General features: G+C 70.4%; 23 protein-coding genes. 15 read left to right on the top strand and 8 right to left on the bottom strand.

The features are described 5' to 3' along the window. Positions 1-119: 119 nt before the first annotated feature. The 7 genes from H4J02_RS07150 (at position 120) to H4J02_RS07120 (ending at position 6,271) form a co-directional block, all read left to right on the top strand. Entirely contained in the window at positions 120-1,106 is a 987-nt protein-coding gene (locus H4J02_RS07150) for a heme o synthase (RefSeq protein ID WP_187673963.1), read from the top strand. Then, positions 1,103-2,077 carry a heme A synthase gene (locus H4J02_RS07145; RefSeq protein WP_187673962.1) on the top strand — a complete coding sequence of 325 codons (975 nt, stop codon included), beginning with the start codon at positions 1,103-1,105 and terminating at the stop codon, positions 2,075-2,077. Before H4J02_RS07150 ends, H4J02_RS07145 begins: the two co-directional genes overlap by 4 nt. A 153-nt stretch (positions 2,078-2,230) precedes the next feature. Continuing rightward, on the top strand, positions 2,231-3,649 hold the full coding sequence (gene sufB / locus H4J02_RS07140; protein WP_187673961.1) for a Fe-S cluster assembly protein SufB: 1,419 nt from the start codon (positions 2,231-2,233) through the stop codon (positions 3,647-3,649). A gap of 66 nt (positions 3,650-3,715) precedes the next feature. Beyond that, entirely contained in the window at positions 3,716-4,819 is a 1,104-nt protein-coding gene (gene sufD, locus H4J02_RS07135) for a Fe-S cluster assembly protein SufD (protein ID WP_262405961.1), read from the top strand. Continuing rightward, positions 4,816-5,142 carry a non-heme iron oxygenase ferredoxin subunit gene (locus tag H4J02_RS07130; RefSeq protein WP_187673960.1) on the top strand — a complete coding sequence of 109 codons (327 nt, stop codon included), beginning with the start codon at positions 4,816-4,818 and terminating at the stop codon, positions 5,140-5,142. Before sufD ends, H4J02_RS07130 begins: the two co-directional genes overlap by 4 nt. Positions 5,143-5,155: 13 nt before the next feature. Further along, on the top strand, positions 5,156-5,914 hold the full coding sequence (gene sufC / locus H4J02_RS07125; RefSeq protein WP_187673959.1) for a Fe-S cluster assembly ATPase SufC: 759 nt from the start codon (positions 5,156-5,158) through the stop codon (positions 5,912-5,914). Between the two features lie 27 nt (positions 5,915-5,941). Then, complete coding sequence (locus tag H4J02_RS07120; protein WP_187673958.1) at positions 5,942-6,271, top strand: metal-sulfur cluster assembly factor; 330 nt, start codon at positions 5,942-5,944, stop codon at positions 6,269-6,271. 110 nt (positions 6,272-6,381) lie between these two features. Here H4J02_RS07120 and H4J02_RS07115 read toward each other — a convergent pair whose 3' ends face one another. Continuing rightward, a complete protein-coding gene (locus tag H4J02_RS07115) occupies positions 6,382-6,978 on the bottom strand; it encodes a TetR family transcriptional regulator (protein WP_187673957.1) in 597 nt (198 codons plus the stop codon). 63 nt (positions 6,979-7,041) lie between these two features. On the opposite strand from H4J02_RS07115, the gene H4J02_RS07110 reads away from it, so the two are divergent. The 4 genes from H4J02_RS07110 (at position 7,042) to H4J02_RS07095 (ending at position 10,665) form a co-directional block, all read left to right on the top strand. Beyond that, complete coding sequence (locus tag H4J02_RS07110; protein WP_187673956.1) at positions 7,042-7,674, top strand: biotin transporter BioY; 633 nt, start codon at positions 7,042-7,044, stop codon at positions 7,672-7,674. Further along, positions 7,671-8,366 (top strand): energy-coupling factor ABC transporter ATP-binding protein, encoded by a 696-nt coding sequence (locus H4J02_RS07105; protein ID WP_187673955.1) that lies wholly within the window; start codon positions 7,671-7,673, stop codon positions 8,364-8,366. Before H4J02_RS07110 ends, H4J02_RS07105 begins: the two co-directional genes overlap by 4 nt. Further along, entirely contained in the window at positions 8,363-8,956 is a 594-nt protein-coding gene (locus H4J02_RS07100) for an energy-coupling factor transporter transmembrane protein EcfT (protein WP_187673954.1), read from the top strand. Before H4J02_RS07105 ends, H4J02_RS07100 begins: the two co-directional genes overlap by 4 nt. Before the next feature lie 110 nt (positions 8,957-9,066). Further along, positions 9,067-10,665 (top strand): ABC-F family ATP-binding cassette domain-containing protein, encoded by a 1,599-nt coding sequence (locus tag H4J02_RS07095; protein WP_187673953.1) that lies wholly within the window; start codon positions 9,067-9,069, stop codon positions 10,663-10,665. Positions 10,666-10,901: 236 nt separating this feature from the next. Here H4J02_RS07095 and H4J02_RS07090 read toward each other — a convergent pair whose 3' ends face one another. The 3 genes from H4J02_RS07090 to H4J02_RS07080 are packed head-to-tail and all read right to left on the bottom strand — an operon-like array spanning position 10,902 to position 12,192. Then, entirely contained in the window at positions 10,902-11,738 is an 837-nt protein-coding gene (locus H4J02_RS07090; protein WP_187673952.1) for an SURF1 family protein, read from the bottom strand. Continuing rightward, positions 11,735-11,983: a hypothetical protein gene (locus tag H4J02_RS07085; protein ID WP_262405954.1), complete on the bottom strand. Its 249-nt coding sequence runs from the start codon at positions 11,981-11,983 to the stop codon at positions 11,735-11,737. Before H4J02_RS07085 ends, H4J02_RS07090 begins: the two co-directional genes overlap by 4 nt. Continuing rightward, on the bottom strand, positions 11,980-12,192 hold the full coding sequence (locus H4J02_RS07080; protein WP_187673951.1) for a DUF3099 domain-containing protein: 213 nt from the start codon (positions 12,190-12,192) through the stop codon (positions 11,980-11,982). Before H4J02_RS07080 ends, H4J02_RS07085 begins: the two co-directional genes overlap by 4 nt. Positions 12,193-12,301: 109 nt before the next feature. Between H4J02_RS07080 and fabG the strand changes: the two genes are divergently transcribed. After that, positions 12,302-13,009, top strand: coding sequence for a 3-oxoacyl-ACP reductase FabG (gene fabG / locus H4J02_RS07075; protein WP_187673950.1), 708 nt, complete (start codon positions 12,302-12,304; stop codon positions 13,007-13,009). Between the two features lie 25 nt (positions 13,010-13,034). Here the strand turns inward: fabG and serB are convergent, their stop codons facing one another. Then, positions 13,035-13,673 carry a phosphoserine phosphatase SerB gene (serB, locus tag H4J02_RS07070; protein ID WP_187673949.1) on the bottom strand — a complete coding sequence of 213 codons (639 nt, stop codon included), beginning with the start codon at positions 13,671-13,673 and terminating at the stop codon, positions 13,035-13,037. Between the two features lie 46 nt (positions 13,674-13,719). Next, positions 13,720-14,961 carry a glucose-1-phosphate adenylyltransferase gene (gene glgC, locus H4J02_RS07065; RefSeq protein WP_187673948.1) on the bottom strand — a complete coding sequence of 414 codons (1,242 nt, stop codon included), beginning with the start codon at positions 14,959-14,961 and terminating at the stop codon, positions 13,720-13,722. A 47-nt stretch (positions 14,962-15,008) separates the two neighbouring features. Between glgC and glgA the strand changes: the two genes are divergently transcribed. The 3 genes from glgA (at position 15,009) to H4J02_RS07050 (ending at position 17,357) form a co-directional block, all read left to right on the top strand. Further along, positions 15,009-16,226: a glycogen synthase gene (glgA, locus tag H4J02_RS07060; RefSeq protein ID WP_187673947.1), complete on the top strand. Its 1,218-nt coding sequence runs from the start codon at positions 15,009-15,011 to the stop codon at positions 16,224-16,226. 12 nt (positions 16,227-16,238) lie between these two features. Further along, positions 16,239-17,030, top strand: a complete 792-nt coding sequence (locus H4J02_RS07055) for an ABC transporter ATP-binding protein (RefSeq protein WP_187673946.1) — start codon at positions 16,239-16,241, stop codon at positions 17,028-17,030. A gap of 78 nt (positions 17,031-17,108) precedes the next feature. After that, positions 17,109-17,357, top strand: coding sequence for a type B 50S ribosomal protein L31 (locus H4J02_RS07050; protein WP_120763407.1), 249 nt, complete (start codon positions 17,109-17,111; stop codon positions 17,355-17,357). Positions 17,358-17,465: 108 nt separating this feature from the next. On the opposite strand, the gene H4J02_RS14115 is transcribed toward H4J02_RS07050, so the two are convergent. Then, positions 17,466-18,935, bottom strand: coding sequence for an exonuclease domain-containing protein (locus H4J02_RS14115; protein ID WP_187673945.1), 1,470 nt, complete (start codon positions 18,933-18,935; stop codon positions 17,466-17,468). 32 nt (positions 18,936-18,967) lie between these two features. After that, positions 18,968-20,695 (bottom strand): maltose alpha-D-glucosyltransferase, encoded by a 1,728-nt coding sequence (gene treS / locus H4J02_RS07040; RefSeq protein WP_187673944.1) that lies wholly within the window; start codon positions 20,693-20,695, stop codon positions 18,968-18,970. Positions 20,696-20,720 lie beyond the last annotated feature (25 nt).

Raw genomic sequence — 20,720 nt, 5'->3', positions numbered from 1 at the left:
GCGAGAAGCCCATTCCGCCGTCGGATGACGACGTCAAGGGTCGAAGGGCCCGGTGCGGGTGCCCGGGGGCCACTCGCGCTCCCGTAGACTGAGGGGCAGCCGATCCGATCCGAGGAGCCATGCAGCAGTCCGCCCAGAGCGCGCCCGCGCCGGCATCGCCCGACACCCCGGACGCCGTCCCGTCGCTCGGCCGCATCGGCTTCCGTCGCAAAGCCCTCGCCTACGTCGCGCTCACGAAGCCGCGCGTGATCGAGCTGCTGCTCGTCACGACGGCGCCCGTCATGGTGCTCGCCGCGCAGGGCCACCTCGACCTCGAATTCCTCGGGCTGCTCGTCGCGACGCTCATCGGCGGATCGCTTTCCGCGGGCAGCGCGAACGCGTTCAACTGCTACATCGACCGCGACATCGACCGCCTCATGAAGCGCACGCAGAAGCGGCCGCTCGTGACGGGGGAGCTCTCGCCGCGCGAGGCGCTCGTGTTCTCGTGGGTCACCGGCGTCGTCTCGATCGCCGTGCTGTGGATCTTCACGACGTGGCTAGCCGCGGTGCTCTCGGCCGTCGCGATCGCGTTCTACGTGCTCATCTACACGCTCATCCTGAAGCGCCGCACGCCGCAGAACATCGTCTGGGGCGGCATCGCCGGCTGCATGCCCGTGCTCATCGGCTGGGCCGCCGTGACGGGCTCGCTCGACTGGGCCCCCGTCATCCTGTTCGGCATCGTCTTCCTCTGGACGCCGCCGCACTACTGGCCGCTCTCCATGCGCTACAAGGACGACTACGCGGCCGCCGAGGTGCCGATGCTCGCCGTCGTGCGCGGGCGCACCGCCGTAGGGCTCCAGGTCGTGCTCTATGCGTGGGCGACCGTCGCGTGCTCGCTCCTGCTCATCCCCCTCGCGCCGATGGGCGTGCTCTACACCGTGCTCGCCGCCCTGTCGGGCGCGTGGTTCCTCATCGAGTCGCACCGCCTCTATGCCGCGGCGATCCGGCCGGGCGAGGTCAAGCCCATGCGCGTGTTCCACGCGAGCATCACGTACCTCACGCTCGTCTTCATCGCGGTCGGCGTCGACCCGCTCGTGTTCATCCCGTTCCCCGCCCTGCTGCCGTGACCTGGCGTACCCCGCTCGGCTGGGCGGCATCCCGCTGGACGCTCGGCGCGCGCGCTCTCCGCTGGGGCACCACGACGGCCCTCGTGACTGCAGTGCTCATCGTGCTCGGCGGTGCGACCGTGCGCGTGACCGGCTCGGGCCTCGGATGCCCGACGTGGCCCACATGCACCGAGGACTCGCTCATCGCGACGCCGGAGCTCGGCATCCACGGCGCCATCGAGTTCGGCAACCGTCTCGTGACGGGCCTGCTCATCGTCGCCGTCGGATGGGCGATCATCGCGGCACGCCTGCAGAAGCCGCGCGACCGCACGCTCACACGTCTCGCGTGGTCGATGTTCTGGCTCGTCGTCGCGAACGCGGTGGCGGGCGGTTTCACGGTGTGGTTCGAGCTCAACCCGTGGATGGTCGCGACGCACTTCGTTCTCGCGATGAGCCTTCTGGCATGCGCGACGTTCACGTGGCATCGCGCCCGCTGGACCGGGGGAGACGGACCGCGGCCCGGCCCCCTCTCGCGCGGCATCGCCTGGGCGCTCGTGGCGGCCACGGCAGGGCTCGTGCTCGCGGGCACCCTCGTGACGGGCTCCGGGCCCCACGCGGGCGACTCGAGCGACGTGCCGCGCATGGGCTTCGACTGGACCTCGGTCACGATCCTGCACGGCTTCCTCGCCGTCATCGTGCTCGCCCTCGCGGCCGCACTCGCCTTCCGGCTGCGCAGCGAGGACGGCGGTCGCCTCGCCCTCGGCCGCGTCGGCGTCTTCCTGCTCGTGCTGCTCGCCCAGATGGGGCTCGGCGTCGTGCAGTCGCTCCTCGGCCTCCCCGAGCTGCTCGTCGTCGCGCATGTCGTCTTCGCAGCACTCGTGTGGGTCGGGGCGCTGCGCGTGCTCCTCGACACCGACCCGCGACTGTGGGCCGTGCGCGAGCATCACCTCGTCGACGCGCGCCCCGAGGCGAGCGCGACGGCCAGCCTCTGAGCGGGTCCACCCTGTAGACTCGAGAGGTTGGATCGCGAATTCGCGAGCACCGCGTCGATGGGGCCGCGGATGCGCCACGCGGGTCGCGCGGTCCGACCCGGAATGCCGACACGAGCGGAATGGTTCGCTTCGGCGGAAGAGAGGTTCAGCCCCATGTCAGACGTGCTCATCGATCGTCCTGAGCTCGCAAGCCTCGGGCAGTACGAGTTCGGCTGGGCCGACTCGGATGTCGCAGGCGCCTCCGCGCGCCGCGGGCTCTCCGAGGAGGTCGTCACCGACATCTCGCGTCTCAAGAACGAGCCGGAGTGGATGCTCAAGACCCGTCTCAAGGCCCTCAAGCTCTTCGAGATGAAGCCCATGCCCACGTGGGGTGCCGACCTCACGGGCATCGACTTCGACAACATCAAGTACTTCGTCCGGTCGACCGAGAAGCAGGCGACAAGCTGGGAGGAGCTCCCGGAGGACATCAAGAACACCTACGAGAAGCTCGGCATCCCGGAGGCGGAGCGCCAGCGTCTCGTGGCGGGAGTCGCCGCTCAGTACGAGTCCGAGGTCGTCTACCACCAGATCCGCGAGGACCTCGAGGCCCAGGGCGTGATCTTCCTCGACACCGACACGGCGCTCAAGGAGCACCCGGAGATCTTCGAGGAGTACTTCGGCACCGTCATCCCCTCGGGCGACAACAAGTTCGCCGCGCTCAACACGGCCGTGTGGTCGGGCGGCTCGTTCGTCTATGTGCCGAAGGGCGTGCACGTCGAGATCCCGCTGCAGGCCTACTTCCGCATCAACACCGAGAACATGGGCCAGTTCGAGCGCACGCTCATCATCGCCGACGAGGGCTCGTACGTGCACTACATCGAGGGCTGCACGGCCCCGATCTACAAGTCCGACTCGCTGCACTCGGCCGTCGTCGAGATCATCGTGAAGAAGAACGCCCGCGTGCGCTACACGACGATCCAGAACTGGTCGAACAACGTCTACAACCTCGTCACGAAGCGCGCCCGCGCCGAGGAGGGGGCGACGATGGAGTGGATCGACGGCAACATCGGCTCCAAGGTGACGATGAAGTACCCCTCGATCTTCCTCGTGGGCGAGCATGCCAAGGGGGAGACCCTCTCGGTCGCCTTCGCGGGCCCCGGCCAGCACCAGGACGCCGGCGCGAAGATGATCCACATGGCGCCGTACACGACGAGCTCGATCGTGTCGAAGTCGATCGCCCGCGGCGGCGGCCGCGCGGGCTACCGCGGCGAGGTGCGCGTGGAGGCGAACGCCCACCACTCGGCGAACACCGTGCGCTGCGACGCGCTGCTCGTCGACACGATCTCGCGCTCGGACACCTACCCGGCCATCGACATCCGCGTCGACGACGTGCAGCTCGGCCACGAGGCGACCGTCTCGCGCGTGTCCGAGGAGCAGCTCTTCTACCTGCAGTCCCGCGGCATGCCCGAGGACGAGGCGATGGCGATGATCGTGCGCGGCTTCATCGAGCCGATCGCGCGCGAGCTGCCGATGGAGTACGCGCTCGAACTCAACAAGCTCATCGAGATGAGCATGGAAGGATCCGTGGGCTAAGTGTCGACCCCCGTTCAGACTGAACAGCACGGCCTGACGGAGCACTCGCACGGAGCAGGGGCCACTGTGCCCGTGCAGACCCGTTCGGAACGCTTCGCCTCGACCGCGCACGCCGACTTCCCCGAGGTCACGGGGCGCGAGGCGAACTGGAAGTACACCCCGGTCGCCAAGCTCCGCGAGCTCATCGACGGCGAGCTCGACGGCAGTCCGTACGCGGTGCTCTACCCGGAGGCCGCAGGCACGACCGTCGAGTGGATCGACCGCAGCCACGCACCCGTGGGCTCCGCGGGCACCCCGGAGGACCGCGCCGCCGCCAACGCGTGGACGAGCTTCGAGAAGGCGCTCCACATCCGCGTCGAAGGCGAGGCGGAGACCATCTCGCTCAAGCGCACGGGCCTCGGCGACACGGCGCGCGCCGCCCACACGGTCGTCTCGGCGGCGAAGGGCTCGACGGGCCTCGTCGTGCTCGACAGCCAGGGCGACGCGAAGCTCACCGAGAACCTCGAGATCGTGCTCGAGGACGACGCGAACGTCACCGTCGTCTCCGTGCAGCAGTGGGACGACACCGCCCTGCACCTCGCGAGCCAGTTCGCCCGCATCGGGCACGGCGCGACCCTCACGCACATCGTCGTGTCGCTCGGCGGTGACGTCGTGCGCGTGAACCCTTCGGCGCACCTCGCCGAGGAGGGTGCCGAGGCCGAGCTCTACGGCGTCTATTTCGCCGACGCCGGTCAGCACCTCGAGCAGCAGGTCTACGTGCACCACGACGCGCCCCACACGCGCAGCCGCGTGACCTACAAGGGCGCGCTCAACGGCGAGGGCGCGCACACCGTGTGGATCGGCGACGTGCTCATCGGCCGCGAGGCGACCGGCACGGACACCTACGAGCAGAACCGCAACCTCGTGCTCTCCGACGGCACGCGCGCCGACTCGATCCCGAATCTCGAGATCGAGACGGGCGACATCGAGGGCGCCGGCCACGCGTCCGCGACCGGGCGCTTCGACGACGAGCAGCTGTTCTACCTGCAGGCGCGCGGCATCCCCGAGGACGAGGCGCGTCGTCTCGTCGTGCTCGGCTTCCTGAGCGAGGTCGTGCAGAAGATCGGCGAGCCGGTGCTCGAGGCCCGGCTGCACGCCGCGCTCGAGGCCGAGCTGGCGGCGGCCCGATGACCGCTCAGAAGGTGTGCGCGGTCGACGAGCTGAGCGTCTCGTCGGCGCGTCGTGTCGAGCTCGACGGCGTCGCGATCGCCGTCGTGCGCGACTCCGCGGGCGAGGTGCACGCGATCGGCGACACCTGCACCCACGGCGACATCTCCCTCTCGGAGGGCTTCGTGGAGGATGACGGGCTCGAGTGCTGGGCGCACGGCTCGAAGTTCTCCCTCACCACCGGCAAGCCCCTCAACCTCCCGGCCTATGAGCCGGTCCCCGTCTTCGCGGTCGAGATCATCGACGGCGACGTGTACATCGACCCGGCCGTGCGGCTCGCGGTCTAGGAAGGCAGCAGACATGAGCACCCTCGAAATCCGCGACCTCAAGGTCTCGATCGAGACCGACCAGGGCACCAAGCACATCCTCAAGGGCGTCGACCTCACCATCAACGAGGGCGAGATCCACGCCGTCATGGGCCCCAACGGCTCGGGCAAGTCGACCCTCGCGTACACGATCGCCGGCCACCCGCGCTACAACGTCGAGGGCGGTTCGATCACCTTCGACGGCCAGGACGTGCTCGAGATGAGCGTCGACGAGCGCGCCCGCGCGGGCCTCTTCCTCGCGATGCAGTACCCCGTCGAGATCCCGGGCGTGACGGTCACCAACTTCCTGCGCACCGCCAAGACGGCGATCGACGGCGAGGAGCCCTCGATCCGCCACTGGGGCGCGACCGTCAAGGACGCCATGGGCAAGCTGCGCATGGACCCGTCGTTCGCGGCCCGCAACGTCAACGAGGGCTTCTCGGGCGGCGAGAAGAAGCGCCACGAGATCCTGCAGCTCGAGCTGCTCAAGCCGAAGTTCGCGGTGCTCGACGAGACCGACTCGGGTCTCGACGTCGACGCCCTCAAGATCGTCTCCGAGGGCGTCAACCGCGCCCACGAGGAGACCGGTCTCGGGGTGCTGCTCATCACCCACTACACGCGCATCCTCCGCTACATCAAGCCGGACTTCGTGCACGTCTTCGTCGACGGCAAGGTCGCCGAGGAGGGTGGGCCCGAGCTCGCCGAGCGTCTCGAGGACGAGGGCTACGACCGCTACCTCGTCGCCCAGGCGTAACCGCCCCGACCCGCGTAGCCTGGAACCATGCCCACATCGCTCGAACCCGCGCTCTTCGACCAGGTCGAGGAGGGGCTGAAGGACGTCATCGACCCCGAGCTCGGGGTGAACATCGTCGACCTCGGCCTCGTCTACGACCTCGCCTGGGATGACGAGAACGACGCGCTCATCATCTCGATGACGCTCACCTCGGCCGGCTGCCCGCTCACCGACGTCATCGAGGAGCAGGTCGCACAGTCGCTCGACGGCATCGTCGAGCGGTTCCGCATCAACTGGGTGTGGATGCCGCCGTGGGGCCCCGAGCGCATCACGGACGACGGGCGCGACATGATGCGCGCGATCGGGTTCTCGATCTAGTCTTGCGCCGGGCTGGTTCGACACGCCCGCTTCGCGGGCTACTCAACCAGCGGGGTTCTGTTGCTGGTTGAGTAGCGGCCGCAGGCCGGGTGTCGAAACCAGCCCGCTGATCACTCGCGGCGGGCGCTCTGCACGGCGAGCTCGAGTCCGCTCAGGAGCAGCTCGACGCCCAGCCGGAACACGAGCCCCGGGTCGCTCGCGTCGTCGACTCCCGGCGCCACCGCTCCCAGGCTGTCGGCCTGAAGTCGCTGCTGGGCGTGCGAGGCGTCGCCCAGGATGAGGTGCAGAAGCGCCGTCGCGACGAGGCCGGCTGTCTCGGGGTCGTGCCCGCGCGCGAGCGCCGCCGTCAGGCGGGCGTGCGCGGCATCCGTCCCGAGGCCGAGCGCTCGCGTGCTCAGCACGACCTCGGCACCGTCGCGGTAGGCCAAGAGGCTGTCGCGCACGTTGACGGCCTCCACGAGAGTCGCCTCGTACCAGCCCACCTCGGGGGAGGGCGCCGGCCGCATGGCGTCCTGGATGCGGTCGGATACGGCCGCGAGGAGGCTCTGCTTGTTCTCGAAGTGGTGGTAGAGCGCACTGGCCTGCACGGCGAGGACGCCGGCCAGGCGGCGCATCGTGAGCTCGGGGAGCCCCCATTCGTCGAGGATGCCGAGCGCCGCAGCGACGACGGAGTCGCGATCGTGACGTGCGTGCGTTGCGTCGGCCATGGCCCTCACTATACTGAACGCCGTTCACCTGAACAGCGTTCACCACCGACCGCGAGGACCACCATGACCGACGCACCCCGCCGCTTCGACACGCGCCGCTTCGACACGCGCGACATCGCGCGCATCGCCGTCTTCGCCGCTCTCATCGCGGCCCTCGGGCTCATCGCGCCGATCCCCGTGCCCGGGCTCGTGCCGATCACGGCGCAGACCCTCGGGGTGATCCTCGCGGGCACCGTGCTCGGGGCCTGGCGCGGCGCCGCGGCGGTGCTCGTCTTCGAGCTGCTCGTGCTCGTCGGGCTGCCGCTGCTCGCGGGCGGCCACGGCGGCGCAGCCGTCTTCGTGGGCGTCACGGCCGGCTACCTCGTCGGCTGGATCCCCGGCGCATTCGTCACGGGCCTCATCGCCCACTCCGGGCGGGGCCGTCTCGCCGCGTGGCGCGTCGCCGTCGGCGCCGTCGTGGGCGGCATCCTCGTCGTCTACGCGCTCGGCATCCCCGTGCAGGCCGCCGTCACGGGACTGCCGCTCGGCGCCACCGCCCTTACGAGCCTCGCGTTCATCCCGGGCGACCTCATCAAGGTCGTGCTCGCGACGATCATCACGATGGCGCTCTGGCGCGCGTACCCGCCCGTCTTCGGCCGCCGTCGGGAGCGCACAGCAGAAGCGCGGCGGGCCCCCGAGGGCGCACCCGCCCGATGAGCGATGCCGCGCACGCGATCGAGCTCGAGGCGGTGACCGTCGACCTCGACGGCCGCCGCATCCTCGAAGACGTCGACGTGCGCCTCGACGCCCGACGGATCGCCGTGGTGGGTGCCAACGGTTCGGGGAAGTCGACGTTCGCACGACTACTCAACGGCCTCGTGCGCCCGATGTCGGGCACCGTCCGCGTGCACGGCGTCGATGTCGCGCGCGAGCCCAAGCGCGCCCGCGCGTCGGTCGGCTTCGTCTTCACGAACCCGGACGCGCAGCTGCTCATGCCGACCGTCGCGGAGGACGTGCGGCTGTCCCTGCGCGGCGCGGGGCTCACGCGCGCCGAGATCGACGAGCGGGTCGCGATCGTGCTCGACGCCTACGGCCTCGCCGACCACGCGGAGACACCCGTCTTCAGCCTCTCGGGCGGCCAGAAGCAGCTGCTCGCCCTCGCATCCGTGCTCGTGCGCGAGCCACGGCTCGTCGTGGCCGACGAGCCCACGACGCTCCTCGATCTCGGCAACGCCCGGCGGATCGGCCGCATCCTGCTCGACGACCTCGACGCGCAGCTCGTCGTCGTGACCCACGACCTCGAGCTCGCGGAGCGCTGCGACATCGCGCTGCGTTTCGACAGGGGCCGGCTCGTCGAGGTGGGGGAGCCGACGGAGGTCGTGGGCGCCTACCGCAAGGAGTTCGCGTGATCGCGCTCTACGTTCCGGGGGGCAGCATCCTGCACCGCGCTCCCGCGGGCGCGAAGCTGCTCACCCTGTTCGCGCTCGCTCTCCTCATCTCGCTCTTCCCGCACACGCTCCCGTCGCTCGTCGCGACGGCCGCCGTGGTCATCGGGCTCTACGTCGTCGCGGGCCTGCCGCCCGCGACCCTTCCCCGGCAGCTGTGGCTCGCGAAGTGGATCGTCGCGATCATGGTCCTCACGCAGCTCGTCTTCCTCACCCCGTGGGACGCGCTCGTCAACACGGTGCGCGTCGTGTCGATCGTGCTGCTCGCGGCGCTCCTGACCCTTACGACCCGCACCGAGGACCTGCTCGCGGCGCTCGAGAGCGGCATGCGCCCGCTCGCCCGCCTCGGAGTGGACCCGCGTCGCATCGGTCTCACGCTCTCGCTCACGATCGCGATGCTGCCGGTCGTCGCGGGGATCGCGGAACGCGTCCGGGATGCCGAGCGCGCCCGGGGCGCGAGACTCGGGCCGCGCATCGTCGTGCCGGTGCTCGTGCTCGCGCTACGGCACGCCGACGATGTCGCCGACGCCCTGACCGCCCGCGGGGTCGACTGACACGGGCCACGAGGCGCCCGCATCCGACAATCGGACGCACGACGTAGACTGGGAGGCTGGCCCATCGGCCGCGACCCACCACACCACCCCGACTCCCGAAGGACACCCCTGTGCTCGCCGTGCATGACCTGCAGATCCGCGTGGGCGCGCGCCTCCTCATGGAGGGCGTGACGTTCCGCGTCGACAAGGGCGACAAGGTCGGGCTCGTGGGGCGCAACGGCGCCGGCAAGACGACGCTCACGAAGACGCTCGCGGGGGAGACCCTGCCCACCGCCGGCAAGATCGACCGCGTCGGCGAGATCGGCTACCTCCCGCAGGACCCGCGCTCCGGCGACCCGGAGGAGACCGCGCGCACCCGCATCCTCGATGCCCGCGGCCTCGGACGCGTCGTCTCCGACCTGCGCACAGCGACCGAGGAGATGGCGAGCACGGATGCCGCGGTCGCCGACGCCGCGATGGCCCGCTACTCGCGCCTCGAGGACCGCTTCCTCTCCCTCGGCGGCTACGCGGCCGAGGCCGAGGCCGCCGCGATCGCCTCCAACCTCGCCCTGCCGGACCGCATCCTCGACCAGCAGCTCAAGACGCTCTCCGGCGGACAGCGCCGCCGCATCGAGCTCGCGCGCATCCTGTTCTCGGGCGCCGACACGATGATCCTCGACGAGCCCACCAACCACCTCGACGCCGACTCGATCATCTGGCTGCGCGAATTCCTCAAGGCCTACCAGGGCGGCGTCATCGTGATCTCGCACGACGTCGACCTGGTCGAGGAGGTCGTCAACAAGGTGTTCTACCTCGACGCCAACCGCCAGGTCATCGACATCTACAACATGGGTTGGAAGCACTACCTGCGCCAGCGCGAGGCGGACCAGGAGCGCCGCAAGAAGGAGCGCGCCAACGCCGAGAAGAAGGCGACCGCCCTGCAGCTGCAGGCCGCGCGGTTCGGTGCCAAGGCGAGCAAGGCCGCGGCGGCCCACCAGATGGTCGCGCGCGCCGAGAAGCTCCTCGCCGGACTCGAGGAGGAGCGCGCCGTCGACCGCGTTGCGAAACTGCGCTTCCCCGAACCCGCGCCGTGCGGCAAGACGCCGCTGCAGGCCGCCGACCTCTCCAAGTCGTACGGCTCGCTCGAGATCTTCACGGCCGTCGACCTCGCGATCGACCGCGGCTCGAAGGTCGTCGTGCTCGGTCTCAACGGCGCCGGCAAGACGACCCTGCTGCGCATCCTCGGAGGCGTCGACAAGCCCGACACCGGGCACATCATCCAGGGGCACGGCCTGCGCATCGGCTACTACGCGCAGGAGCACGAGACGATCGACGTCAAGCGCACCGTGCTCGAGAACATGACGTCGGCCTCGCCTGACCTCACCGAGACCGAAGCGCGCAAGGTTCTCGGCTCGTTCCTCTTCACGGGCGACGACGGGTACAAGCCCGCGGGCGTGCTCTCCGGTGGCGAGAAGACGCGCCTCGCCCTCGCGATGATCGTCGTCTCGGGCGCGAACGTGCTGCTGCTCGACGAGCCCACCAACAACCTCGACCCGGCATCCCGCGAGGAGATCCTCGGCGCTCTCGCGAGCTACACGGGCGCCGTGGTGCTCGTGTCGCACGACGAGGGCGCCGTCGAGGCCCTCAACCCCGAGCGCGTGCTCATCATGCCCGACGGCGTCGAGGACCACTGGAACCCCGAGTACGCCGACCTGATCAGTGTTAGCTAGGCGCTGCGATAATCCGCAGCGCACGCTCCGCCGGCCCCGCGCGAGGGCCCGGCTCCGCTGGGTCAGTTAGGCGCTGCCATGATCGGCAGCGCGCGCTCCGCCGGCCCCGCGCGAGGGCCCGGCTCCGCTGGGTTAGCTAGGCGCTGCGATCGGCGCCGATAGGCGGCGCGCGGGGCGCGACGCGGCGCGCGCTCCGCCGGCCCCGCGCGAGGGCCCGGCTCCGCTGGGTCGGCTGATCAACCGAGGCGGTCGAGCACGGCGTCCTCGGCGTCGGCGTCGTCGTGGCGGCGCTTGGGGGCGCGCGCGGCGGCACGTTCCTCCTCGGGGAGGGCCGCGATCCGCTTCTCCCGACGGTACGCCCACACGAGGCCGACGAAGGCGAGCACGCCGAACGAGATCCACTGCAGGGCGTACGAGATGTGCAGGCCCTCGTCCTCCTCGGGGCGCGGGCGCTGCGCGGGCATCGGCTCGACGGCCGGGTCCTCGCTCGCGACGAGCGCGTACGACGCCGTGTAGCCCTCGATCCCGAGCTCGTCGACGATCGAGCCGACGTCGATCGAGGGGATCTGTCCCTCGGGGGCCGTGCGTCCTGGCAGCTCCGGTTCGGCCCCGCGGAGCCGGGCGACGACCGTCACCTCGCCCTCGGGCGGAGCGGGCACGGCATCCGGGAGCGCGTGCTCGCCGTTGCCGAGCGGCAGCCAGCCCCGGTCGAGCACGACGACGACCCCGTCGTCGAGCAGGAACGGCACGAGCTGCTCGAAGCCCGGCTGCCCGCCGAGCACGCGGTTCCGCACGAGCAGCTGCTCGTCGACGAGGTACTCGCCGCGCAGCTCGACGCGCGTCCACTCGTCGTCATCGTCCCACGCGTCAAGACGGGGGAGCAGCTCGTCGATCGGGCGCGGTTCGGCGTCGTAGTTGCGCTCGATGCGCTGGTTCTCGGCCGCCGTCTCGGCGCGTCGGGCCCACTGCCACCACGACAGCAGTCCGCACGTGACCGCGAACACGACCGTGAGCGCGAGGTACGCGCTCCATCTCCGCCAGCCCGTCACGGGCGGCCGCACCTGATCGCTCATGCGGGATCCGGCACCCGGTCGAGCTCGACGTCGACGTCCGTGACGCGCACGGGGAAGCCGCGCGAGGCGAGGTACTCGGAGAGCGTGTCCCGGTGCTCGGGGCACGCGAGCCACACCTTGACCCGCTCGGCACCGTGGATGCGCGGATTGCGCCAGTTCACGCGGAACTCCGCGTCGCGCGTGCACCCGGCCGCGGAACAGCGGATGCCGGGATCGCCCGCCCCGCCGATGCCCAGCCCGATCACGGTCGGTCTCCCGGGTCGCGTCGCACGAGGGCTCCGGGCCTCCGCACGCGGCTGCTCGCACCCGATCCGACGTTATTCGCGATGACGACGGCGAAGTACGGCAGGAAGACCGCGCCCGCCGCGGGGATCAGCAGCCACCAGCCGGGGGTCACCATGCACAACACGATGCACACGACGCGGATGCCCATCGCGAGGGAGTACTTGAGCATGCGCGAGCGGCGCTCCTCGTCCGGTGAGGGCGGGAGCTCCGTGACGACGTGCGTGCTGTGACTGGCGATGCTTCAAGCCTACGTCGCGACGCCGGTAGGCTCCTGAACCATGACCTCTCGCACCGTCCTCGTCACCGGCGGCAACCGCGGCATCGGCTACGCCATCGCCGCCGAGTTCCTCGCGCAGGGCCACCGTGTGGCCGTCACCGCCCGCTCGGGCGAGGGCCCCGAGGGCTCGCTCACGGTGCGCGCCGACGTGACCGACGCGGCATCCGTCGACGCCGCGTTCAGTGAGGTCGAGGAGAAGCTCGGGCCCGTGGAGGTCGTCGTCGCGAACGCCGGCATCACGCGCGACACGCTCCTGCTGCGCATGACGGAGGAGGACTTCACCGACGTCATCGACACGAACCTCTCCGGCGCCTTCCGCGTCGTCAAGCGCGCCTCGAAGGGCATGCTCAAGGCGCGCTTCGGGCGCGTCGTGCTCGTCTCGAGCGTCGTGGGCCTGCTGGGCAGCGCCGGCCAGATCAACTACGCCGCGTCCAAGTCGGGTCTCGTCGGCATCGCCCGCTCGCTCACGCGGGAGCTCGGATCGCGCGGCATCACGGCGAACGTCGTGGCGCCCGGCTTCATTGAGACCGACATGACGGCGGAGCTGCCGGAGGAGCAGCAGAAGGCGTACCTCTCGCAGATCCCCGCGGGCCGCTTCGCGTCGCCGACCGAGGTCGCGCGCGTCATCACGTGGCTCGCGTCGGACGACGCGGGATACATCTCGGGCGCCGTGATCCCGGTCGACGGCGGCCTCGGCATGGGGCACTGACGCCCGACGCACCCGTTCGCCGGGCCTAGCGCCCGATGCCCATGAGGGGCAGCAGCATCGACAGGTCGCGCTCGTCGAGCAGCACGTCGGCGACATCGCGCACGGGCGCCTTGGCGTCGAAGCCGACCGAGAGTCCCGCGAGCGCCATCATCGGCAGGTCGTTCGCGCCGTCGCCCACCGCGAGCGTCTGCGCCACGGGGATGCCCGCGGCATCCGCCCACTCCTGAAGCGCCTCGGCCTTCGCCGCGGCGTCGATGATCGGGTCGAGCACGCGACCCGTCAGCACGCCGTCCTCGACCTCGAGCCGGTTGGCGCGCCAGTGGTCGAGCCCTAGACGCTCGGCGAGCGGGTCGATGATCTCGTGGAACCCGCCCGACACGACGGCGACCTTCCCGCCCGCGGCGTGCACGCCCGCGATCATCTCGGGCACGCCGCGCGTCACGGTCACGCGAGCGCCCACCTCGGCGAACACGGATGCCGGGAGCCCCGCGAGCGTCGCGACGCGCTCGCGCAGGCTCTCCGCGAAGTCGAGCTCGCCGTTCATGGCGCGGAAGGTGATCCGTGCGACGTCCTCGAGCGAGCCCGCGGCATCCGCGAGGAGCTCGATCACCTCGTCTTCGATGAGGGTGGAGTCGACATCGAGCACGACGAGGAAGCGGGCCATGATCCGGGGGAGGTCCTTCGAGGAAGCGGGCGGGCGCGGGTCGGCGTCAGTCGACGCGGACGCCCTTGCCGACCACCGTGATGCCCGACTCGGTCACCGTGTAGCCGCGGGTGCGGTCGGCGTCGTGGTCGACCCCGACGGTGGCCCCGGGCGCGACGACGACGTCCTTGTCGAGGATAGCGCGCTGCACCGTGGCGTTCTCCCCGATCTGCACCCGCTCGAACACGACCGAATCGGTCACGCGCGCACCGGACGCGACGGTCACCCAGGGCCCCAGCACGGAGCGCTCGAGGTGCCCACCCGACACGACGCAGCCGAGCGACACGATCGAGTCGATCGCCGTGCCGACCGTGTTCTTGCCGTCGCGCACGAACTTCGCGGGCGGCGAGTTGAGCTGCTGGCTGTAGATCGGCCACGCCTGGTTGTAGAGGTTGAACACGGGGAGCGCCGCGATGAGGTCCTGGTGGGCCTCGAAGAACGAGTCGATCGTGCCGACGTCGCGCCAGTAGAAGCGGTCGCGATCCGTCGAGCCCGGCACCTGGTTCTGGTTGAGGTCGTAGACAGCGGCGTCGCCGCGATTGACGAAGTCGGGCACGATGTCGCCGCCCATGTCGTGGTTCGAGTCGGCGCGCGCGCCGTCGCGCTGCACGGCGTCGATGAGCACGTCGGCGTCGAAGACGTAGTTGCCCATCGAGGCAAGGATCTCGCCAGGAGAGTCGGCGAGGCCCACGGCATCCTTCGGCTTCTCGCGGAACGCCTTGATGCGCGTCGGGTCCTTCTCGTCGAGCTCGATGACGCCGAACTGATCGGCGAGCGAGATCGGCTGGCGGATGGCCGCGACCGTGACGCCCGCGCCCGCCTCGATGTGCGCCTGGATCATCTGGCTGAAGTCCATGCGGTACACATGGTCGGCGCCGACGACGACGACGATGTCGGGCTTCTCGTCGCGGATGAGGTTGAGGCTCTGCAGGATCGCGTCGGCCGAGCCGGCGAACCAGCGCTTGCCGAGCCGCTGCTGCGCGGGAACGGATGCGACGTAGGCGCCCAGCATCCCCGAGAGCCGCCAGGTCTGCGAGACGTGCCTGTCGAGCGAGTGCGACTTGTACTGCGTGAGCACGACGATCTGCCGCAGTCCCGAGTTGATGAGGTTCGACAGCGCGAAGTCGATGAGGCGATAGCCGCCCGCGAACGGGACGGCGGGCTTGGCGCGGTCGGCGGTCAGCGGCATGAGCCGCTTGCCCTCCCCACCCGCGAGAACGATGCCGAAGACCTTGGGCGGTGCTGCCATGGCACAACAGTAGGCCAGCGTTCCTGGGTGTACTAGCGTCGACAGGCATGCGAGTCGATGTTCTGAGCCGTGAGTATCCGCCCGAGGTCTACGGGGGAGCAGGCGTCCACGTCGCCGGGCTGGTCGCGGCGTTGCGTCGCGACGTCGACGTCGTCGTGCGCTGCTTCGGCCTCCCGCGCGACGAGCCGCACACCTACGCCTACCTCGTGCCGCCGCAGCTCACCAATGCCAACCCGGCCCTCGCGACGCTCGGCGTCGACCTGCAGATGGCGGAGGACGTCGCGGGCGCCCACATCGTGCACTCGCACACGTGGTACGCGAACGCCGCCGGCCACCTCGCGAAGCTCCTGCACGGCATCCCGCACGTCGTCACGGCCCACTCGCTGGAGCCGCTCCGGCCGTGGAAGGCCGAGCAGCTCGGCGGCGGCTACCGCGTGTCGAGCGAGATCGAGCGCACGGCGTTCGAGGCGGCGGATGCCGTGATCGCCGTGAGCGCGGGCATGCGCGCCGACATCCTGCGCTGCTACCCCGCGATCGACCCCGAGCGCGTGCACGTCGTGCACAACGGCATCGACCTCGAGCGCTGGAAGCCGACCGACGACGCATCCGTGCTCGAGCGCTACGGCATCGACCCCGAGCGCCGCAGCGTCGTGTTCGTGGGCCGCATCACGCGCCAGAAGGGCCTTCCGTACCTGCTCGAGGCGGCGCGCCGGCTCGAGCCCGACGTGCAGCTCGTGCTGTGCGCGGGTGCGCCCGACACGCCCGAGATCATGGCCGAGGTGCAGGCTGGCGTGCGCGTGCTCCAGGAGGAGCGCGAGGGCGTCGTCTGGATCGAGGAGATGCTGCCGCAGCACGAGCTCGCGGCCGTGCTCACCTCCGGCACCGTCTTCGTGTGCCCCTCGGTCTACGAGCCCCTCGGGATCGTCAACCTCGAGGCGATGGCGTGCGGGCTCCCCGTCGTCGGCACCGCGACGGGCGGCATCCCCGAGGTCGTCGCCGACGGGCTCACGGGCCGCCTCGTGCCGATCGAGCAGGCGACGGATGGCACGGGCACACCCGTCGACCCCGAGCGCTTCATCGCCGATCTCGCATCCGTGCTGAGCGAGGTGCTCGCCGACACCGCGACCGCGCGGCTCATGGGCGAGGCGGGTCGGCTCCGCGCCGAGGCCGAGTTCAGCTGGGCGAGCATCGCCGAGCGCACGCGTGCGGTCTACGAGAGCCTCCTGCCCCCCGAGGAGGGCACGGACGCCTCGGCGGACGACTAGGCTGGGTTCATCATGGTGCGGGTGCTGGAGCTCGAGGACGTCTCGTACGTCCGCGACGGGAACACGATCCTCGATCGGCTGAACTGGACCGTCGAGTCCGATGAGCGCTGGGTCATCCTCGGACCCAACGGGGCGGGCAAGTCGACGATCCTCGGCCTCGCGTCGGCCCACCTCCACCCGAGCTCGGGCGCGGCCCATGTGCTGGGCGAGCGCCTCGGTCGCGTCGACGTGTTCGACCTGCGTCCGCGCATCGGCCTCGCTTCGACCGCCATGGCGCGCCGCATCCCGCGAGACGAGACCGTCTACGACACAGTCCTCACGGCAGCGTATGCCGTGACGGGCCGCTGGAACGAGGCCTACGAGGACGTCGACTCCCGCCGCGCCGAGCGCGTCATGCGCGAGTGGCGTCTCGACGGGCTGCGCGACCGCCTCTTCGGAACGCTCTCCGACGGCGAGCAGAAGCGCGTGCAGATCGGTCGCGCCGTCATGACCGACCCCGAGATCCTGCTGCTCGACGAGCCCGCCGCGAGCCTCGACCTCGGCGCGCGCGAGGAGCTCGTGCGGCTGCTGGGGGAGTACGCCTCCACGCCGGACGCTCCCGCGATGGTCATCGTGACCCACCACGTCGAGGAGATCCCCGCCGGTTTCACCCACGCGCTCCTGCTGCGCGAGGGGCGCATCCACGCCGCCGGTCCCATCGCCGAGGTCATCACGGGCGAGCGCCTCTCCGAGACGTTCGGGCTCCCCCTCGTGGTCTCGACGAGCGAGGACGGCCGCTTCGCGGCGCGTGCTCAATGGGACTGACTCTCGTCTGCTAGACTCGACAGTCGGCCCATCGTGCCGCCGACTTCCCCTTTCACCCATCTCCGACTGAGGTACCTCATGAAGACCGACATCCACCCCGACTACCAGGCGATCGTCTTCCGCGACCTGGCGAGCGGCGAGACCTTCCTCACGCGCTCGACCCTCACGAGCGACAAGACCATCGAGCTGGACGGCGAGACCTACCCGGTCGTGGACGTCGAGATCTCGTCGGCCTCGCACCCGTTCTACACGGGCAAGCAGCGCATCCTCGACAGCGCCGGCCGCGTCGAGAAGTTCAACACGCGCTACAAGAACTTCGGCAAGTAAGCCGCAGGAGCACCTGCCAGAAACGGCCCCGTCCTGCGACGGGGCCGTTTCGTGTGCCCGGGGAGTGCATTCCCGGCGAGTGCATTCCCGGGGAGCGGATGCCGGGGCTCAGAAGCCGAAGGCCTGAGCGCGGCGACGCTCCCACAGCGGCAGCAGCTCGTCGACGGTGAGGGGCGCCACCTCGACGCCGTCGAGGTCGAGGTCGGGGTCGTCGACCCACAGCAGCTCCTCGATCTCGCCCGATGCGGCGATCTCGCCCTCGACCGCCATCGCGAAGACGGCGGCGAGCACGACGGTGTTCTCCTCGTTGGCCGCGACGGCGCGGAAGAGCCCCAGGTACTCGGCGGTCGACACGTCGAGCTCGACGCCGATCTCCTCGGCGAGCTCGCGCGTGAGCGTCTCGATCGCGCTCTCGCCCTCCTCGATCTTGCCGCCCGGCTGCATGAAGCTCGTCGTGCCTGTCTTGCGCACGAGGAGGGTGCGTCCGTCGGGATCGGTGACGATCGCCGCGGCGATGCGGAGCACGGCCGGCCTGCCGCCCGTGCGCTCGGGCTCCGGCTCCTCGGGGATCTCGGCGGGTGCCGCCTCGACGACCGGCTCGTCCGCGACGGGCTCGACGATCGGCTCGGGCTCAGGTACGGGTTCCGGCGCGGGCTCGACGACGGGCTCCACGACGACGGGAGGCTCGGATGTCGGCACGAGCCCCGGATACGCCTCGCTCGGGTTGGGGGGAGCCGCGTCGAGGGCCGCGGGCGGCGGAGGAGCGCTCGGCGGGGCCGCGAGCTGCAGCCCGAGCGGCCGACTGAAGTCGATGACGGGCACGCGGCCCAGGCGCGGCTCGAGCGGGGGGATCGGCTGCGTGTCGCGGTAGGCCCCCGGATGCGCGGGGTACTTGACGGGCCACGCCGTCGATGCCGTGAAGCTCTCGTCTCCCTTGCGGCGTCGGATGTAGTCCTGGAAGCGGCGGGCCTGTTCGGCGTACCAGATCTCCTGCCGACCGTGGAGGTCGGCGATGGGGATGTCGAGCTCCTCGGGGCGGGCCGCGACGAGAGCCTGCGCGACGCGCCCGGCTGCGATGGCATCCGCTCCCGCGTCGTGCGCGTCGTCGAGCGTCACACCGTAGTGGGCGGCCGCGGCCTCGAGCGTGCGCTTGCCCTTGCGGTAGGTGTCGACCTGCTTGTCGAGCACGAGCGGGTCGACCACGGGCGACGGGTCGATGAGGGGCTCGAGCTCGTTGCGGCGGCACTCCCGATCGAGCAGCGAGAGGTCGTACGGCGCGTTGTAGACGACGACGGGGACGCCGAGCCCGAAGAGGGTGCGCAGCGTCTGCGTGATCTCCGCGACGACGACGCCGGTCGGGCGACCCTCGGCGCGCGCCCGCTCGGTCGTGATGCCGTGCACAGCCGACGCCGCCTCCGGGATCTCGACCTCGGGGTCGGCGAGCCAGTCCCAGCGATCGACGACCTCACCGCTCGCGTCGATGACGGCGATGCACGCGGTCACGATGCGAGCGGTCTCCACGTCGACACCGGTGGTCTCCAGGTCGAACACGCCCAGGCGATCGGCCCAACTCGTCATGGCCGAAGCCTAGAGGCGGGATACGACGCCGCTCAGAAGGCGCGCGGGAGGGCCACGCGGGGCTCGCCCAGGTGCAGCCAGTAGAAGCTCTGGGTCGCGAGCGTCAAGGTAAGCACGCCCTGGTCGTCGACCGAGGGGAAGGCGCCCCCGCCGAACAGGTCGTAGAGCGTCACACCCTCGTCGCCCTCCATCTCGATCGACACCGAGACGGGGTTGTGCGAGAACGAGAAGACGCACAGCACGCGCTCCGGGGCGTCGCCGAAGGCCGTACCCGCGCCCTCGTATTCGCGCACGAACGCGAGCACCGACTCGTGGTTGGTGCGCAGCACGCGGAGCGTGCCGAGGCCGAAGACCGGATGCGCCTTCCGCACGTGGATGACGTTGCGCACCCAGTGCAGGAGCGAGCGCGACTGGGCCAGCTGCGACTCGACGTTGACCATCGCGTAGTTGTAGACGAGCGACTGGACGACGGGCAGGTAGAGCTTGCCCGGGTCGGCCGTCGAGAAGCCCGCGTTGCGGTCGGGCGTCCACTGCATGGGCGTGCGCGAGGAGTCGCGGTCGGGCAGCCAGATGTTGTCGCCCATGCCGATCTCGTCGCCGTAGTACAGGAACGGCGAGCCGGGCAGCGAGAACAGCAGTGCGTGGGCGAGCTCGAGCTCGGCGCGCGAGTTGTCGAGGAGCGGTGCGAGGCGACGCCGGATGCCCACGTTGACGCGCATCCGGGGGTCGTAGGCGTACCAGCCGTACATCGCCTGGCGGTACTCCTCGGAGACCATCTCGAGGGTCAGCTCGTCGTGGTTGCGCAGGAACACACCCCAGCCGGCTCCCGTCGGCACCTCGGTCTGGTCGGCGAGCACGCGCTGGAGCTCCTGCGCCGACTGCGAGCGGAGCGAGTAGAAGATTCGCGGCATGACGGGGAAGTCGAAGGCCATGTGGCACTCGGGCGCCTCGTCCGTGCCCATGAATTCGACCACCTCGGCCGGCCACTGGTTCGCCTCGGCGATCATGACGCGACCCGGGTACTCCTCGTCCATCATGCGGCGCACGGCCTTGATGAACTCGTGGGTCTCGGGCTCGCCCTCGCCGTTGCCCTCCTCCGACTCGTAGAGGTAGGGGATCGCGTCGAGACGGAAACCGTCGACGCCCATGTCCATCCAGAACCGGATGATCTCGAAGACCGCCTCGTGCACCGCGGGGTTGCGGAAGTTGAGGTCGGGTTGGTGCGAGAAGAAGCGGTGGAAGTAGAACTGGCGGCGCTCCGAGTCGAAGGCCCAGTTCGAGTCCTCGTAGTCGGTGAAGATGATGCGGACGTTGGGGAAGCCCTCGTCGGTGTCGCGCCACACGTAGAAGTCGCCGTAGGGGCCCTCGGGGTCGCTGCGCGACTGCTGGAACCACTCGTGCTGGTCGGACGTGTGGTTGAGCGGAAGGTCGATGATGATGCGCATGTTGCGCTCGTGCGCCTTCGTCACGAGCTCGCGGAACTCCTCGAGCGTGCCGAACTCGGGCAGGATCGCCCGGTAGTCGGCGACGTCGTAGCCGCCATCGCGCAGGGGCGACTGGTAGATCGGCGGGATCCAGAGCGCGTCGACGCCGAGCCACTGCAGGTAGTCGAGCTTCGAGATGAGGCCGCCGAGGTCGCCGGAGCCGTCGCCGTTGGAGTCGACGAAGGACCGCACCATGACCTCGTAGAACACCGCACGGCGGTACCAGTGCGGATCGAGGGTGAGGCCGGGCAGCGTGATGGGAGCCGTGAACGTCACGGATCGAGTCTGACACCTTCTGCAC

It is taken from the genome of Protaetiibacter sp. SSC-01 (assembly GCF_014483895.1).
Lineage (GTDB): Bacteria > Actinomycetota > Actinomycetes > Actinomycetales > Microbacteriaceae > Homoserinibacter.
This window is presented reverse-complemented; position numbering and strand designations above follow the sequence as displayed.